The following is a 17,441-nucleotide window of genomic DNA, read 5'->3' as shown; positions in this document are numbered from 1 at the left end:
GATTCGTCGTGATAGCCGCAGGCCAAGCCCAAACAGCTATTGAAGCTCTGAATGAAAAGGAATATATGCAGCGAACCTTAAAGGTTCGGATTGCGAATGATCCTAAATCGGATGAAGAAATGGCTGAACAGGATTAAAACCTAACTGTTCGAGATTTATGTTCAGCGCACTTTCCTCCCATGGCGGTGCGCTGGCGTAAATCTGATGCTTTTGGTTTGTACCAACTCCTTTTTCCACCCCCAACAACTCCTGCACCCTACGCGCAATCGCCAAGCCAGAATCAATCAGTTGCACTTGTTCTCCAAGCACTTGCTGGATCTCTTCTTTAATAAGGGGAAAGTGAGTACATCCTAAAACGGCGACATCGATCGTGTTTTTCAGGGGTTGCAATATGCTTGCTAATTCTTCGAGATCGAGAGGCTTACCCCGTAATTTCTCCTCAGCCATATTGACCAAACGTGTAGACCCCAGTAGTTCAACATTTTTATTCGCGGAAAAGTCACGGATCAACTCTTGCGTATATTGCCGTTTCACTGTGGCTGGCGTCGCGATAAGCCCAATCGCCTTGCTAGCAATAAGGGAGGCGGGTTTAATCGCAGGCACAACCCCGACCACAGGTATCGTAAGTTTGGCGCGCAATACGGGCAGCACAATGGTGCTCGCGGTATTACAAGCGATGACCACAAGATCGATTCGCTCTTGTTCAACCATTCGTGTAACTAAGGTATCAACTCGTGCGATCAGTGTTTCCTGGGTCAGCTCACCATAAGGATATGCGGCGTTATCAAACAGATAGATATAGTTTAATTGCGGCAAGCGGGCTTCAATTTCTCGATATACGGAAAGACCACCCACACCAGAATCGAAAATCAGTACACGAGGAAAAGATTGAGATGACACGAGTGCAACAACCTAACTAGAAAAAACGGAGAAATCATACTCTCGCTGCTGCATTAGGCAATCCACCCCAGACATGTAACATTAAAAAATCTAATTCAAAATTCATTATTTGACACATTGCCAACATTTCCATTCTTAATCCTGAATCACATTGGCATTAGAGCAAAAATTCTATATGTATCAATAAGAAGAACTTTTACTTCCTGTCATTAACCTTACAGAACAAGAACAAAAAACGAACAATTTAGACTTAACCTCCCCATGTGAAAACATAAGTAGTTTTCATGAATAACTTCTTTTCATCCAAGGATGAGATCGTTATTGGTGTGCTCAACATGATTGTTGTGAGCCACGACCCAACCATTTTTATTCACTTTTTAAGGAAACTTATAATGTTTAAAAAGTTTTTAAGCTTATGCATTGTTTCGACGTTTTCCGTCGCAGCAACCTCAGCACTTGCCCAACCCAATCAGCTTGTTGGCAAATCATCTCCTCAACAATTAGCACCATTGATGAAAGCCGCTTCAGGGAAAGGCATTAAAAATCAATACATTGTTGTACTCAAACAACCAGCGACAATCATGAGTAATGATTTGCAAGCTTTCCAACAATTTACTCAACGATCTGTCAATGCATTAGCCAATAAGCATGCACTCGAAATCAAAAATGTTTTTGATAGTGCGTTAAGCGGTTTTTCTGCAGAGCTAACGGCTGAGCAACTACAAGCTCTTCGTACCGATCCTAACGTCGACTATATCGAGCAAAACCAAATTATTACGGTTAATCCGATCATCTCTGCATCAGCGAATGCGGCTCAAGATAACGTAACCTGGGGAATCGACCGCATCGATCAGCGCGATCTACCGCTCAATCGTAGTTATAACTACAACTATGATGGTAGTGGCGTTACCGCTTATGTGATCGATACCGGTATTGCTTTCAACCATCCTGAATTTGGTGGACGAGCAAAATCCGGCTATGACTTTATCGATAACGATAATGATGCCAGTGACTGCCAAGGCCACGGTACACATGTGGCAGGCACTATCGGGGGCGCTCAATACGGTGTAGCTAAAAACGTTAACTTAGTTGGTGTGCGAGTGCTGGGATGTGATGGTAGTGGTTCAACTGAAGCGATCGCCCGTGGTATTGACTGGGTGGCTCAAAACGCGTCCGGCCCTTCTGTTGCCAATTTGAGTTTAGGGGGAGGGATATCTCAGGCGATGGATCAAGCAGTCGCTCGACTCGTCCAAAGAGGAGTCACTGCGGTCATTGCTGCTGGTAACGATAATAAAGATGCTTGCCAAGTATCCCCTGCACGTGAACCAAGTGGCATCACTGTAGGTTCAACGACCAATAATGATGGTCGCTCTAACTTCTCGAACTGGGGTAATTGTGTACAGATCTTCGCACCAGGATCTGACGTCACTTCGGCGTCGCATAAAGGTGGCACGACGACTATGAGTGGTACGTCTATGGCGTCACCCCATGTAGCTGGTGTCGCAGCCTTGTACTTACAAGAGAATAAGAACCTCTCTCCGAATCAAATCAAAACGCTGCTTAGCGACCGCTCAACCAAAGGTAAAGTCAGCGACACGCGCGGCACGACTAATAAGCTGCTGTATAGTTTGACCGATAACAATACCACTCCGAATCCTGAGCCAAATCCGCAACCAGAGCCACAACCGCAGCCTGACAGCCAACTGACTAATGGTAAAGTGGTTACAGGCATCAGTGGCAAGCAAGGTGAATCGAAAAAATTCTATATTGATGTGCCTGCTGGTCGTCGCTTGAGTATCGAGACCAACGGAGGTACGGGTAATCTTGATCTCTATGTTCGTTTAGGTAGAGAGCCAGAGCCTTTTGCTTTTGATTGTAGCTCTGTTAGAAATGGTAATAATGAAACTTGTACCTTCACGCCTACCCGAGAAGGTCGCCACTTCATTACACTCTATGGCACCACTGAGTTTAACAATGTCAGTTTGGTGGCTCGCTACTAATTAATTTAAGGTAAGAAAACCGCCTTTTCTAAAAAGGCGGTTTTAATAATTAAAAACGATAGTTTACGGTAGCAAACCAGTTACGGCCTTCACCCAAGTAATATTTACCAGATGAGCTATGCGCTGTTTGATACTGTTTGTCGAAAACATTACCGACCCGCGTTCCAAGGGTTAGTGCTTCCGTTAACTTGTAGTTAGCGCTGAGATCTAAGACTGTATAGGCATCCATTATTTTACCCGTGCTGTCTTTACGATCACCTACGTAACTAGCAGAGGCAGAAAGGTTAAAACGTTCTACTGCGTATGTAGATACCCAACTGAAATTCTCTCTCGCTCTGCGAATCAAAAGACTATCGTCCGAGGTGTCTCGTGGATCTTTCCATCCCGCAGATACACGATGAGCAATAAAACCCGTTTCAAACAAAGCTTCAATTTCGATACCTTCAACTCTCGCATTAGCAATATTAGAAGGGATCCAAGCTCCACCAGCTCCGGTTGGGGCCCAATCGATCATATCCTCAATTTCATTACGATATGCAGAGATCTCAATTTGTACAAAGGGTAAATAACTGCGAATACCAATCTCTGATGACTTAGAAATTTCAGGCTTTAGGTTTGGATTCCCCGAACTCGGCCAATAAAGATCGTTAAATGTCGGAGCTTTGAAACCCGTACCTGTCGAAGCAACAAACTCAACGTACTCAGATGGAGCAACTCCAAAACCTAAATTCCAAGTGGTGTGATCGCCAAATGCGCTGTCGTCATCGTAGCGAACACTAGCTTCTGCAGTGATGATATTCTTTGAAACCTGTGCTGTGACGTATGCAGCTTTATTATCTTTCTCTGTTTTACTGTAATTGCTGCTATTAGATCCACCTTGTCGAGCATGCTCTTGATCATAATCGATGCCCACGGCTAAGTTTAATGTAGGTATAACAGTCCAATGATTCAGCCAAGATACTGAGTTTCGGCTGGAGACAAGGGCTGTCTTGGCTACCGTACCAGTCTCAACACCGTCCCACGACTCATTGTCGCTACGCGATACCATAACTTGAGAAACGTAGTTATCTTTATGAAAGTTTAGTGCCCCAGCGACACTATAAAAATCGGTATTGCTTTCATTCTTCACGCCTGAAAACTGATTTGCATACTCCACATCGGAGCTCAGTTGATAACCATTAAACTGTATAAACCAAGCATCATTGATGTCATGACGAAGAGAACCAAATAAAGTTTGTGATTGAAAGCCATGGCTTTCATCAGTTGGTGCAACCTCATTTACTCGGTAGCCATCGCTCTTCTCATCGGAAAATACAAAAGAAGCCTGTGTCGAATCATTAATTTGTCCTGCGGATCGCCACGCCAATAACGAATGATCCTCGTTGCCATAACCTAAATTAGCGTCGTGTTTGGTTTCAACATTATTAGGAACAGTTTTGATATAAATAACCCCCCCAATAGCATCTGAACCATAAATCGCAGCCCTTGGGCCACGAACAACTTCTATCTGTTCAATCGCAAATGCTGGAATTAAACCTAACGATGCTCCTCCAGCTGTCGCAGAGTTAATCTTTACTCCATCAACTAACACTAACGTGTGCTTTGATGACGTACCACGTAAAAAGATACTACTGACTTGACCTTTCCCCCCCTGAGTATTCACTTCTACTCCCGGCAAGGTTTTCAAAACATCTAGAGCTGAGGTTACATTGAGCTTTTCGATATCAGCTTTAGTCACCACACTCATAGATGCTAAGACCGTAGATTCTGCTTGCTCAAAACGATTCGCCGTCACAACGACGGTATCGGTACTTTGAGTTTCGTTGGCGTGTAAATAAGAGATAGGGGTAAGCAGCGATGCTAGAGCGATCGCCAGTGCTGATTTTTGCATTATGTTGTCCTAAATCGCGTGAATCCTACTGAGTGCAATACCACTGCGTTACTCAGTTGCTGGCAGGTCTTCGGACTTGAGAGCATTATTGGCCTACTGGCTCGACTTCCCACTCGAAAAGCAGTGTCGTTTGAGCGTTCGTTCTCTCTTACCGCTGCGCGTCAGTTCCGGATTTACACCGGATTCCCTTTTCAGCCATTTTTAGCCATCCAGGCATCTAAATAGCACCAGCTTGGCGCTGATAGTATTGAGTGAATGAAAAATTGTCCAGTACAGATTCCGATCCGCTAGGCTTTACACTGAATATCCCAATCAATATTTGGGCAAAACTGGACAAGCGGCCGAGATTGAATAAAATCTGCGCTCTTTCTGTAATAGCCCATAAAAAGGTATCCCAATGGCGACTCTTGATGTAAACCCAGAACTCTACCAAGCTCAATTGGCAGACAAAATCGCCCGTTTAAAAGCGATGTTTGTTGATTACTCCATGCCTGAGCTGGAAGTGTTTGAGTCGCCAGTGGCGAATTATCGTATGCGTGCTGAATTTCGGATTTGGCATGAAGGCGATGACATGTACTACATCATGTTTAATCAAGAGACGCGCGAAAAGTACCGCGTAGATCAATTTCCGGCCGCGAGTCGCCTAATCAATGATTTGATGCCACTGCTGATGGATGCGATGAAGGGCAGCCCCATTCTGCGCCATAAACTGTTTCAGGTTGATTTCCTCTCAACCCTCAGTGGCGAGATTTTGGTTTCACTGCTGTACCATCGACAGCTCAGCGAAGAATGGATCACTGCGGCGCAAGCACTCAAACAGCGCCTAAACGATGAAGGCTTCAACCTGAATTTAATCGGCCGTGCGCGCAAAATGAAAGTAGTGCTGGATCGTGATTACGTGGTGGAGAAATTACAGGTCAACGGCCAACCTTATGTGTATAAGCAAGTCGAAAACAGTTTTACCCAACCTAACGCGAAGGTCGCCGAAAAAATGTTGGAGTGGGCGGTCGATTGCACTCAAGAGAGCAAGGGGGATTTGCTTGAACTGTATTGTGGTAACGGCAACTTCTCACTCGCGTTAGCGCAAAACTTTGAGCGTGTACTGGCAACCGAATTAGCCAAACCTTCTGTAGAAGCTGCGCAATTTAATATTGCCGCGAACCAGATCGACAACGTGCAGATCATTCGCATGTCGGCAGAAGAGTTTACTCAGGCGATGGAAGGCAAACGCGAATTTAATCGCTTGAAGGATGCGGGAGTTGATCTACAAAGCTACCGTTGCAACACTATTTTTGTCGACCCACCACGCTCTGGCATGGATATCGACACCTGTAAAATGGTGCAAGGTTATGAGCGCATTCTGTACATCTCTTGTAACCCAGAAACGCTGCAAGAGAACTTACAAGTCCTAGGGGAAACCCATCAAGTGGTGCGCTTTGCCCTCTTCGACCAATTTCCTTACACCCACCATATGGAAGCAGGTGTGATGCTAGAGCGCATTAAATAAGGAGACCAACAGGATTTCCTTTATAAACCAATCGCTCTGGGCACAGCTTGGGGTACAGAAAAACCTTGCGTACCAGACACATACCACTTGGATTCACAGGCAGACCGCTAGCGAGCGAATCCCCATCACATAGATAACCCATATGATGGGGAAAGCAGATTTCTAAGCTGCCTGTGCGGCAGTGAACCAATGATCTTAGCTTTGGTGATGTTATCCAGTTTTCTAAGCTGCCTGTGCGGCAGTGAACCGCAGGCTGCTGCGCATCTACAATAAGCTGAATTTCTAAGCTGCCTGTGCGGCAGTGAACGCTCTACTCCCCCTAAAGCCCCTGAGCCTAAATTTCTAAGCTGCCTGTGCGGCAGTGAACGCCAGATCGCTCTCGTCGCGCTGATCTCTTCGTTTCTAAGCTGCCTGTGCGGCAGTGAACGAACTGACGTGCAGCGATCGAGAACGTCAATTTTTCTAAGCTGCCTGTACGGCAGTGAACGCGTATAAAACGCCGTTTTCGGGTGTTATTCCTTTCTAAGCTGCCTGTACGGCAGTGAACAAATACCCGTAATTATGGGAAGTAAGAAAACATTTCTAAGCTGCCTGTACGGCAGTGAACGATCAATGGTCTTCGCAAGCTCCAGATGGAATTTTCTAAGCTGCCTGTACGGCAGTGAACCGATAACTTGCTTTTCCAGTGCTGCGAAGTTTTTTCTAAGCTGCCTGTACGGCAGTGAACATTAATCATGGGCTTTGCAATCGGCTTTAAATTTTCTAAGCTGCCTGTACGGCAGTGAACACAGCTTGATTTTGCCGCCGCGGTTTACCGTTTTTCTAAGCTGCCTGTACGGCAGTGAACGATGCGGCTTATCAAGGCAATCAGGCCATGTATTTCTAAGCTGCCTGTACGGCAGTGAACGCATGGGGTTAGGCGTGATTCTGCTCTGGCTTTTTCTAAGCTGCCTGTACGGCAGTGAACTACCAGTAAAGGTGTCCGATTAGAGTCTAAGTTTTCTAAGCTGCCTGTACGGCAGTGAACGAGCCTGAGAGCGGGGTTGTGCTGGCTTGCTATTTCTAAGCTGCCTGTACGGCAGTGAACCCGGTGTTGATTTTGCTCAGCTTCCTCTCTATTTTCTAAGCTGCCTGTACGGCAGTGAACATCAAAGTTCGGGTTCATCGCAAAAATAAAACTTTCTAAGCTGCCTGTACGGCAGTGAACAGATCGAGAAGACCCAGAAAGCAATGGTTGCTTTTCTAAGCTGCCTGTACGGCAGTGAACGGGTTGTGGGTGGTGCTGGACAAGTTGCGTCGTTTCTAAGCTGCCTGTACGGCAGTGAACACTCAGGCAGCCCTAACAGTTTTTTCACGCTATTTCTAAGCTGCCTGTACGGCAGTGAACGCTTGGTTTTGGTATCTGTGGTTTCTTTTAGTTTTCTAAGCTGCCTGTACGGCAGTGAACGGATAGCACCGGGGATCTCAAGCAGATGCTGATTTCTAAGCTGCCTGTACGGCAGTGAACGTTATATTTAGCTGCACAACAGGAGGACTTATTTTCTAAGCTGCCTGTACGGCAGTGAACGGGTTGCTGGCGCGACCAACCTTTGCACGATTTTTCTAAGCTGCCTGTACGGCAGTGAACATTCATGCTTGTTCAAGAAAAACTTCTCTGCTTTTCTAAGCTGCCTGTACGGCAGTGAACGGTATGGTGACATCTAACTCACCACTTGGAACTTTCTAAGCTGCCTGTACGGCAGTGAACTAGCGACAGACGCGTATTGCATGGCGGTGATTTTTCTAAGCTGCCTGTACGGCAGTGAACGTGATGGGTGATTTTAACTATCTTTTTATTGCTTTCTAAGCTGCCTGTACGGCAGTGAACCACAAGAAGTTTAGTAAGCGCGGCTTAGATATTTTCTAAGCTGCCTGTACGGCAGTGAACTTTAGAATGAATAGCAAGGTCTGGATTTTATCTTTCTAAGCTGCCTGTACGGCAGTGAACGGATGAATAATGATTGTTCCATTTACATTGAATTTCTAAGCTGCCTGTACGGCAGTGAACGAACGGGTTTTCTTTGCGCCTAACCAGCGTCTTTTCTAAGCTGCCTGTACGGCAGTGAACAGTTCCGCAATGAGTATCTTGCGTCAATGCAGTTTCTAAGCTGCCTGTACGGCAGTGAACTTTTACGGTTAGCCCTGTCGATGAATGCTGCTTTTCTAAGCTGCCTGTACGGCAGTGAACAATGAAATGAAAATGAGCGACTTTTTTGGCAATTTCTAAGCTGCCTGTACGGCAGTGAACTATTTAAAGAGATATTTTTTATTAAGCTGGGTTTTCTAAGCTGCCTGTACGGCAGTGAACGGGAAGGAAATCAACGAAGAAACGGTCAGACATTTCTAAGCTGCCTGTACGGCAGTGAATGTTCCCATCAATGTCTGTAACAGATTCTCTAATTTCTAAGCTGCCTGTACGGCAGTGAACATTTGCAACTCTGCACCATTAGCGATTGCGGCTTTCTAAGCTGCCTGTACGGCAGTGAACTCAATATCCCAATTCATGCAATGCAGCGTTGCTTTCTAAGCTGCCTGTACGGCAGTGAACTGGCTCAAGAATGTCCCACTGCTCTTTCGTTATTTCTAAGCTGCCTGTACGGCAGTGAACCATGAAGCCAAACAACTACTATCCCAACTGGATTTCTAAGCTGCCTGTACGGCAGTGAACAATAGAATAAACCGATAAAAATAAGCTGCAACAGGATGTTAGGATAAAAATCTTCTTTTTACCTTGTTAAAAACAACCCGTTGCAACTATTTGTTTTAACAGCACATTTTTAAAGAGCAAAAATAAAGGGTAAAAATTACCCTTTTTCGTTCAATTTAAAAGTGCGGTACGGTCGCCGATATTGACTGTCCATTCGCTTTGCTACTCAAGCCATAGCAATCAAAGCTCCCATCTTGTGATGTGCTTTGCTGCTGCATCTGAATAAACAGCGGGAACTTGCTGTTTTTTTCTGGGGTTCGCAGCTTGGTTTGCTGGCTATGCAAGTAAATAAAGGGCAAGGTGCACAACGCTGTCGGCTTGCTTTGTTGCAAATCCGCTAAACATTCCACCAGCGGTTTGCCGGATTTTGCAGCCCATAGTGCGGCTTTTTGCTGCATATCCCGCTCTATTCGTTCGGGCGATTTCACCTGCTTGCGTACAAAGCTTACGTAAGTCACATCGTTTGGTACAGGTTTGATCCCTTTGATGTGCACATAGTCTTCTAGCCGAGTTAGCCAGCGGTGGATATCCAACTTTTCCAGTGTTACTTGCTCTTTTGCAAAGAGACGCAACTTACTGCCAAGCGGAAATTGCGCTTGGCGATAATCAGGAAAACCGACCGCAACCAGAGATTGATTGCTACCCACTTTGTGCTCCACCAAAGCAATGTGCACTTGTTGAAAGACGTTTTGCCAAAGAAAGCCCAAGGCAATGTCGGCATCTGGCAATAACGTGATCTCTTGGTAGTAGTTCATTACTGCCACCTATTTGTCACTTTCGCCAAATACACCACCACGCACCAATACCGCCATGACGTAATGCTCATCTTCTTCACGGGGCAAACTTTCACCACGCGCCCATTTATCAAAGAAAGTGTAAAAATCTTGCTTATCTTTCGGGGTGCGGAACGCCTTTCCTAAATTGGTGACAGCGCCATAGGGTTCAATCGCAATGGCTCCTGCACTTTGCTCCTCAGATGCGTAATCTGGGTACCAAGTATCAATGGAACGCAGTGCGTTACCAATTTTTTGTGAATGCATCGCAGCATGCTCATTAACCGCATACAGGATTTTACTTTTCTTGGTTTTGCTGTTGCCCTTATCGAGCACTAACTCTTCACTTGGGTAAACTTCTTGGGCTTTACCCACCTTCGCGTAGCAGTCAATTTGCAGCATCAAATGGTCCGTTTCGCTTGCCAGTGCCTGAGCAATTCTATCGGCCAAACTATTGATCTGTGGATCATTATGATCGAAGTGTCGAGTACTGAATTGTTTGGCATTAAAAGTCCAAGTCTGCTCAGCCCCTTTGTTTAATGCTTTGACTTGCACTTCAATCTCTTCTGCGCCAACGCGGTTGCGCCATAGAAAACGGGCATTGGCAAGGTTGGTGGCATAACGTTTCGCCAATTCGAAACAGCCATATTTGGTAATGTACTGCGAAACCGCAGCACTGTAGCTCTGTTTGAACAGCGCATTGTTACACGCCGAAGGTTGGGCAAGTCCCCCTAATACTTTGAGTGTGAAATGTAGCTTCAAAGTATCGTGATCCTGCCCCAACGCACAGGCATCCACTCGCTGCAAGTTTGCTTTTTCAACTTCCGCATTAAGCTTAGCGGGATCATTTTGTACTGCGGCTTTTAAACGGTTGGAGATAGTGCCACGTACTGATTTCTCTTGCAGGGTTAATGGGGTTGCTTGCTCTTTGGTTTCCCACTGACATCCAAAGAGGTAGCCATCCGATGGGACTAGTTTTTTTTCAAATGCGAGTACTGATGCGATGTCGTTATTTTTAGCCATGAGGTTGTTCCTTATTGATGTTCGTTGATAGCGTTAACTTGCTGACAAAGGTAAAGATCGTTTTCTAAATCCGGGTGGTATTGCCAAAGGATGTCATCGAGATGTTTGATTTTGTGCGCCATGACAAATTCGCCTAGCGTGACCACACTTTCAGCAAAGCGATGCGGCACTGATGGATCGCGCTGATTTTTAGCCTCACCTAATGGTGAAATACCTTGAAACCCTGTGGCAATTGGCACAATCCAGCCGCTCGTCTTGCGCTGGCTATGCCAAGCAACACTTTGGTCTTCAAGCTGCTCACAATGGTGGTCTACGGTGAGGTAACCCAGCAGCGCATCTATTGCGTCATCACCTTGCTGCATGGCGTCAATCATTAAATCGCGGCGTTCGATCAGCACATAGCCTGGCATTAATTGGCGTAGGACTTGGGCAGTATCCTCTTGCGTAATCACCGATTTAACTGAGGGCTTCCCAAAGGAAAGAACGTCACCGCCTGCCACTTTCATCGTCGCGATCACTGCTTGCAACTGCAGGGTAAACTCTGGCTGTTGAACTTGCTCCTCATTGCCACTCCACTCAATGACAAGGGAGACATCCAAATGACAGCGTGCTTCCTCGATAAATGCCGAGCGTGAACCATCCTTATCGAGTGGATTAGCCGTACCGATAATTGAATGAACAAAGTCACCTTCGCCTTTATGAGTCTGAACATCACACCGGTGGCTCACCACCGCAGCACTATGCAGCATGAGATCAGATAATCCTGCTTGGCTGAGCTTGCGCTCTAAAGCATGCATAAAGCCTAGCCATGCCGTCATGGCCGGAAAGCCAATGGTAAATGGGCTTGAAAGTGCATTGGCGTTATGAATTTTTAGGTGCGGAAGAATCAATACATTCATCGCAAGTTCTCCTTATTGCTGGCCACCACCTTTTCAATCGCCAGCAGCTCTTGGTCTGCCAATGTGACGGGATTAGTGATCACTTTGCTGCGGCTGTAATGGTTGATTAAGCCTCGCGCAATGTGGCGAATGATTTTATCGAGCCACTCATCCTCTTGCTGACGCTGCTCAGCAAACTCTGGATAGAGCCAAATTTTTTGCTCCAACGGCAACGCACTCGATAATTCACCGGAATACGCTTCAAGAAAAAGACGTACTTGCCACATTTTTTCAATCACTAAATCAACGTATTGCTGAATGCGGTAGTCACGTCCATCACGAATATTAATGTTGTTGTAGTCGGTGAGAAAAAGTCGGTGCAGCGCTTCAAGCACCTCTTTGGCTTGCCTAGCGGTAAAACTCTCTTTGAAAAAATCCGTTTTCGGCAGCCGGATATCGCGAGATGTTAACTCCGGTGGAATAGAGGCTAGTAAATGTGCTTTACCTGCGTTTTGGTTATTGAGCACGCTGATATTTTGCGGTTTTGTGCCGCCAAACCCAATCGTGGTGAGACCAAAGATCTCTTGGTAACCCGCGGGGTGAAAGTGATTCGTTTTTTTGCACTCTCTTGCCTCTTTTACCGCATCACCAAATCGAAGTGCATCTAGACGTTTACGTAATTCAAAAAGATGGCCGGAATGGGTTAATAACGACAATAAATGATATTCCCCATCGGCTATCGGGAAATAAACTTGCTTAATTTTCGAGCTGGAAACAGACGCCTGATCGCTATCAACCATTTTTAAAAAGCCATCGCGTAGCGCCTGATATTCACAACTTGGTATATCAAGCAATTGCCTTGCTAACTCGCTTTCTTGCTCAATATGCACCAATAAAGAACGCTGGTCGCTCATCTCTAAGCTGAGAAACTTGTATACATCTAATGCCGCTGCGTTACCGAGTGCATCTGGCTCAACGCTCACATTACCAGAGCGAAGAAAACCATCTATTCTTGGTTTGTTCTTGGCAATAATGGACGATACATAGCCATTTTTGTTTTTCCGCGCACTCGGATGACTAAAGGTACAAGGATGCGAAGCCACTGCAATTTGCCCCGCCCTTTTGGCCGCATCAGGCAACCAATTGTCTAATAGAAAGTTTTGTTCACACTCCTGTTGTTTTTCCAATACTTCTGTATCAGACATTGCTGCACTGATGTTTTTCTTTAGCCATGCTTCTTTACGCTCCGCAAAAAAGGCGGCAATTGCTGGATCTAACACGCGACTCCCCTCCATTATTTAACCTTAACCAAGCCTAGTTGGTCGTTGTAGCTGTATTGCTGATTACCTTCACGGTAGACAAAACTGATTTCGCCATAGCGCACTGAGGTGGCAAACTCCTGCTCAGGGCTTGGACTGTATACACTGACTAACTCGATATAATCACGTTGTAGCCAAAGATTCTGTTGCTGCATTGGTGGAAGCGGCAGGTGTTCAATATTCAAGGTGCGTTCAATCGGGTGTAAACCGCCCTGCTCTTCACGCAAACAAAACTCAATGCTGCGCGCTTTTTTAACTAAGTAAATTTGTACTGTGGGTTCACTTTTACGAAAGCGTTTGAAGTATTGCGGCAGTGCGGTAAGCCACCAGTAGCCGTGAATATGACCATGCAGATGCTCGTGCCAACATGACTGCGACGCACTGTTGCGACGATTACGGCTGTATCTCTCCTGACGGCTGATATTGACTTGCTGTGGTTTGCCAATATGCTCGTTACCAAGGGTTTTCGCGGTGGCAAAGTGCTCTAAATCCGCTAAGTTGTTGCGCGGTTCTAGCACTGCTCGCTTTTGAATACGGACAATGGCATTAACCGCTTGCAGCAGCGACGTTTCATCCACCAACTCAGATAAATCATGAGTGGCGAGCTGGGTGGCGCTGTCTGTTTCATAACCGGGATGATTAAATACTCGCTCAGCGCCGCCCCTGAAGCCTTTGACGTTGTATTGCAACAAGCCAATATTGGGCTCTTTAATCTCGCCATCGCGATGCCTGCGCACCCGACCTGCCATTTGAATAATCGAACGAAAAGATGAGGGTTCAATCACCGCCCAGTCAAAGTCATGATCACGTCCCACTTCTTCAACTGGGGTGGCAACCAAAATAAAAATCAGGTTTTTTGCTTGGCAAGCGGTTAGGTGATCACGAATAACGGGATGAGCAAACGCTTCGGGTAATTCTCCCGTTTTCTCTTTGCGCTTGAGTACTTCATCCAAATGCTTTTCTTGCGCATGACGCAGTAACATCACTTGCTGACTGTGATAAGCCATGCAGCGCACTTCGGTATCGGCAGGCCAATCACAGCTGAGTAGATATTGGGTTAATTCGACACAAGGTTGAATATTGGCAACCCGAACCACACCGAACGACACCCTGGTTTGGCTTTCTGGTTCTAACGTGTTGTGGTGCTGGTGTTTAGCCAAAACCGCTTGCTTCACTGTCTCGAAATACTGTATTTCTAGCGGTTGATCATTCTGTTTAATACATTGAATGATATTGGCTTTTCTCTTCGCGACCTGCTGTTTTAGCTTATCCACGCGTTTAGACACAAAGCGTTGCTGGAACTCCTGATAGGCAGCTAAGTCCGAATCATTGCAGCCCACCATCTGAACATCAGCGCTAAATTCATCGACATAAACACAATTAACAGTGCTGACTCGATCACGGCTGGCGGCAAAGACTGTCCATCCTTGACGATAGGCATTGTATAAACCCAATGCTAAATCCGGCGGTATGGTGGCAGAGGAAATCATCACTTTGCGCCCCAGCATGGCTGCCAGATGCACTAATCGGCCAATCGCAATCAGATCATCACCGGTAAAGTCGTCAATTTCATCAATCACCAAGTCGGATGACATTAAACGTAAACAGGGCAGAATATAGCGTCCACCACGCTTGGTTTCGGTCGCGGCCATGATGTGGTCGATGGTGCATACCAGTACTGGCGCATACAGAAGTTTTCGGTCTTTTTCTTTGGTTAAAACGGTCGTGAGCTCTTCTTCAGGCAGCACACCTTGCCAATCCAGAACATCGTTTTCATCTTGAAGACTCTCCAAAGACTCAGAACCAGCGTCAGCTTGTTCAGGTTCAATGTCGTCTTTTTCAACCGCCTTACCCGATTTATGCAACTCAGAAATGGCTTTAGAGCCAATCAGCACTGCTAAATCGCTCTCTTGCAGTTTGAGCCTTTCCTTATATTCGTCTCCGGTTTGCAAAGTGAGTGTGCGCAAACCAAGTGCCAAGATAAATCGTAGGCTTTCACCCTCTTCAGATAACGCCTGCATAATTTTGGCGTTGGCGATGGTTTTGCCACAGCCGGTACTGGCCATATTCACTACAAAATAACCTTGGCTTTTATCTTCCGTGTGTTCACGCCACTCATTGATTTTGCGTACCGCTTTGTCTTGCCAACGGAATGCTTTGGGCGTGTTGGCCTTAGGTGCAAGCTCGCCAAGCTCGGTGGCTTTGAGCGGTTCGGTTTCAAAAAACGGCAGTAACTTCACTGTGGTCACCGCGACTTTAGCAACATTCACTAAGTGCTCATCCAGCTTTTGTTTACGTGCTTTGGTGCTGGGATCGGTGTTAGCGTACAGCTCTATCGAGGTTTTCCATTGATGATCATTAGGCTGTGAAGAGTAATAGTGGTCACCTAGCATCAAGCACAAACGAGCATGGTGTAGAATCCCTCGCCAACTACCATCATTGATTGCCTGATCGAGTAAAGGTAGATGATGCAATAGATCCTTGGCACGACGTTTAAGTTCGGCAAGCCAAATCGAGGAATTAGAGAGCAGACCTAACGGAAATTCAAAACATTTCGGCAGCAGCGCGTTGTACTCATCAAAGCGGTTTTCATAACCCCATGCTGGGGTAATTCTGGCAAGTAAATCCGCCAACGACGAGTTATCAGCTTCTCGTTGTCTATCACACAAGTCTTTCTCTTTGGGTAGAGGCAGGCGGTGATGAGAAACGATCAGCCAAGCGATCAAAGCCGCCGCTGTCGGCAATTCGGCAAGTGCTTTCTCTTTTTGTAAAACGTTGGTGTTAAAGCAAGTTTCATCAATGCCTTTATCAATCAATGAATTTAGCCAAACCTCATCAAGACGTTCATGTGTTTGATTGGAAATCCATTGTTGAAAAAGCAAACAAGATATCCACTCATGGCGTAGCGGGTCACCTTTGTGCTTGGTTTTAATTTCTGGATTTAACTTTTCCTGAAAAAGTAAAGAGGCTTTACCCCAATCGTGCAGCAAAGCGGCCATTCCGGTTATCGCTTTAATCAGGGGTAAATATTTCCAATCATTTTCAAATTCACTGTTCAACAGGTCTTTCTCTGTACTGTTTACTGGCACATATCCTTCTGCATTAAATTTCTTCTTGTTACCTACCACCCACAAAAACTGGCTGCGCGAACGGGAGCGGATCCAGTGGCAACTGACTGCGGTACTACGGCTGGCGGTTTGGCGAAGCATTTTTTTCACCGTGAGTAGCCCTTCTTCGGTGATAAGGGTTTGCCAGGTGTTATCACCAATGCGGTTGGCGAAGGCATCCAGTACACGGCGGGTTTTCTTGAGGGCGTTTTTCTCGCATTGACTCACAAAGGTGACCATCATAATTGGTGTGCCTCGCGCTCTTCTTCCTCTTTACCTGGCAGTGCGACGTGTTTCACTGTGTCGAACATGAAGTCGAGCGCTTTGTGTTCGATGAAGGCTTGCAAAATTTGTTGGCGAAACTCTTGTTCGCTGGCGTTCTCTTTGGCGCAAACAAAGGCCCAAGGCAGCACAATCGCATCTTTGATTAAGTCCGCGACATCAAATACCAAAGCGCCTCGGCGGGTTTTGCCATGCATGACCGCAAAGCCGTGCGGAATACCAAGCACCCACAGGCAGCTTGCCGCAAGCCCGTAGGCTAAATAGTTGCCGTGATTGAGAAAATCGTTGGCTTTGTCGGTGCATTTTTTATCCGGCTGATGCTGACGCGTAAAGCCTTCTTTGCCTGTGTTATTGGCAGCGTATTTGTATAAGGCTTTGGTCAGCTGCGCTTCAGTGAGCAGCAGATCGGCTGGTTTACTCGCGGCTTCAGTGCGTTGGTGGAAGGTATCAAGGGATTGCTTTATTACTTCATCTTGTAGATTAAATTTCTCAAGCGTTAACTCTCGGTCTGATCGCCAAACGCGCTGCAAGTAATCAATCCGTGCGTTTTGAAATTGTTTGGCGGCGGCCAAGCGCTTTTCATCATCAAACCAGAATGAGAGCCAGCCTTGTAAGTATTCTGTCGGGCGGTATTCGCTCTGAGGCGTGAACCATTCGACCTCGCAAGCCATGTGCAGTGGCGTACCGCCGCCGCCACAAAATCCAACCAATACGCCAGCCTGTGAGAGCATGCGCATGGCGGCTTGAGTAATTGAAGTACCGTTGCCGAGCATGAGTACGGTGGTGTTGGCAATCGGAATATTGAAGTAGAGGTTTTCTTGCCCTTTATTTGAGCAGGCTTCGGTCAAGTAGAGCACGCGGCCATCTTTTTGCATCACGCGGCAATATTCCAAGTAATACATATTGGCGCGCTTTGAGTGCAGGATGACTTTAAGATCAGAGGGTGAGAGATCGTCCATAACTTGCTCCATGCTTCACGGTTATGCATCCACTTTATGTGATTGTTACCAAAGCT

11 protein-coding genes, 1 CRISPR repeat array and 1 riboswitch (1 of these 13 cut by a window edge) are annotated in these 17,441 nt (G+C 46.2%); of the genes, 3 read left to right on the top strand and 8 right to left on the bottom strand.

Annotated elements, in window-relative coordinates:
* On the top strand, positions 1 to 137 hold the final stretch of the coding sequence (locus R4537_RS06125) for an RNA recognition motif domain-containing protein (protein ID WP_071178043.1). It extends 322 nt beyond the left edge of the window; the window shows 137 of its 459 coding nt (coding positions 323-459); its start codon lies off the left edge, out of view; its stop codon occupies positions 135 to 137.
* Here R4537_RS06125 and murI read toward each other — a convergent pair.
* A complete protein-coding gene (gene murI, locus R4537_RS06120) occupies positions 103 to 900 on the bottom strand; it encodes a glutamate racemase (RefSeq protein WP_002045944.1) in 798 nt (265 codons plus the stop codon). The genes R4537_RS06125 and murI overlap by 35 nt on opposite strands.
* Positions 901 to 1,292: 392 nt before the next feature.
* On the opposite strand from murI, the gene R4537_RS06115 reads away from it, so the two are divergent.
* Complete coding sequence (locus R4537_RS06115; protein WP_071178042.1) at positions 1,293 to 2,900, top strand: S8 family peptidase; 1,608 nt, start codon at positions 1,293 to 1,295, stop codon at positions 2,898 to 2,900.
* A 49-nt stretch (positions 2,901 to 2,949) separates the two neighbouring features.
* Here R4537_RS06115 and R4537_RS06110 read toward each other — a convergent pair whose 3' ends face one another.
* Complete coding sequence (locus R4537_RS06110; RefSeq protein ID WP_071178041.1) at positions 2,950 to 4,791, bottom strand: TonB-dependent receptor domain-containing protein; 1,842 nt, start codon at positions 4,789 to 4,791, stop codon at positions 2,950 to 2,952.
* A gap of 44 nt (positions 4,792 to 4,835) precedes the next feature.
* A riboswitch (cobalamin riboswitch) is annotated at positions 4,836 to 5,038 on the bottom strand.
* Positions 5,039 to 5,188: 150 nt separating this feature from the next.
* Here R4537_RS06110 and trmA point away from each other — a divergent pair.
* Positions 5,189 to 6,298 carry a tRNA (uridine(54)-C5)-methyltransferase TrmA gene (gene trmA, locus R4537_RS06105; protein WP_071178040.1) on the top strand — a complete coding sequence of 370 codons (1,110 nt, stop codon included), beginning with the start codon at positions 5,189 to 5,191 and terminating at the stop codon, positions 6,296 to 6,298.
* Positions 6,299 to 6,457: 159 nt separating this feature from the next.
* A CRISPR array of direct repeats spans positions 6,458 to 9,005; the repeat unit is 28 nt; unit sequence TTTCTAAGCTGCCTGTACGGCAGTGAAC.
* A 155-nt stretch (positions 9,006 to 9,160) separates the two neighbouring features.
* Here the strand turns inward: trmA and cas6f are convergent.
* From cas6f to cas1f, 6 genes are read right to left on the bottom strand one after another with little or no spacing between them, the layout of a single operon-like run.
* Positions 9,161 to 9,799 (bottom strand): type I-F CRISPR-associated endoribonuclease Cas6/Csy4, encoded by a 639-nt coding sequence (gene cas6f, locus R4537_RS06100; RefSeq protein ID WP_071178039.1) that lies wholly within the window; start codon positions 9,797 to 9,799, stop codon positions 9,161 to 9,163.
* Positions 9,800 to 9,808: 9 nt separating this feature from the next.
* Positions 9,809 to 10,840 (bottom strand): type I-F CRISPR-associated protein Csy3, encoded by a 1,032-nt coding sequence (csy3, locus tag R4537_RS06095; RefSeq protein ID WP_071178038.1) that lies wholly within the window; start codon positions 10,838 to 10,840, stop codon positions 9,809 to 9,811.
* Positions 10,841 to 10,851: 11 nt separating this feature from the next.
* A complete protein-coding gene (csy2, locus tag R4537_RS06090; protein WP_055035775.1) occupies positions 10,852 to 11,739 on the bottom strand; it encodes a type I-F CRISPR-associated protein Csy2 in 888 nt (295 codons plus the stop codon).
* Complete coding sequence (gene csy1, locus R4537_RS06085) at positions 11,736 to 13,013, bottom strand: type I-F CRISPR-associated protein Csy1 (protein WP_071178037.1); 1,278 nt, start codon at positions 13,011 to 13,013, stop codon at positions 11,736 to 11,738. The genes csy2 and csy1 overlap by 4 nt, the downstream gene beginning before the upstream one ends.
* A complete protein-coding gene (gene cas3f / locus R4537_RS06080) occupies positions 13,013 to 16,387 on the bottom strand; it encodes a type I-F CRISPR-associated helicase Cas3f (protein ID WP_071178036.1) in 3,375 nt (1,124 codons plus the stop codon). Before cas3f ends, csy1 begins: the two co-directional genes overlap by 1 nt.
* Positions 16,384 to 17,385, bottom strand: a complete 1,002-nt coding sequence (cas1f, locus tag R4537_RS06075) for a type I-F CRISPR-associated endonuclease Cas1f (RefSeq protein ID WP_071178035.1) — start codon at positions 17,383 to 17,385, stop codon at positions 16,384 to 16,386. The genes cas3f and cas1f overlap by 4 nt, the downstream gene beginning before the upstream one ends.
* Positions 17,386 to 17,441: the final 56 nt, after the last annotated feature.

This window comes from Vibrio paracholerae (assembly GCF_037672085.1).
GTDB lineage: Bacteria > Pseudomonadota > Gammaproteobacteria > Enterobacterales > Vibrionaceae > Vibrio > Vibrio cholerae.
This window is presented reverse-complemented; position numbering and strand designations above follow the sequence as displayed.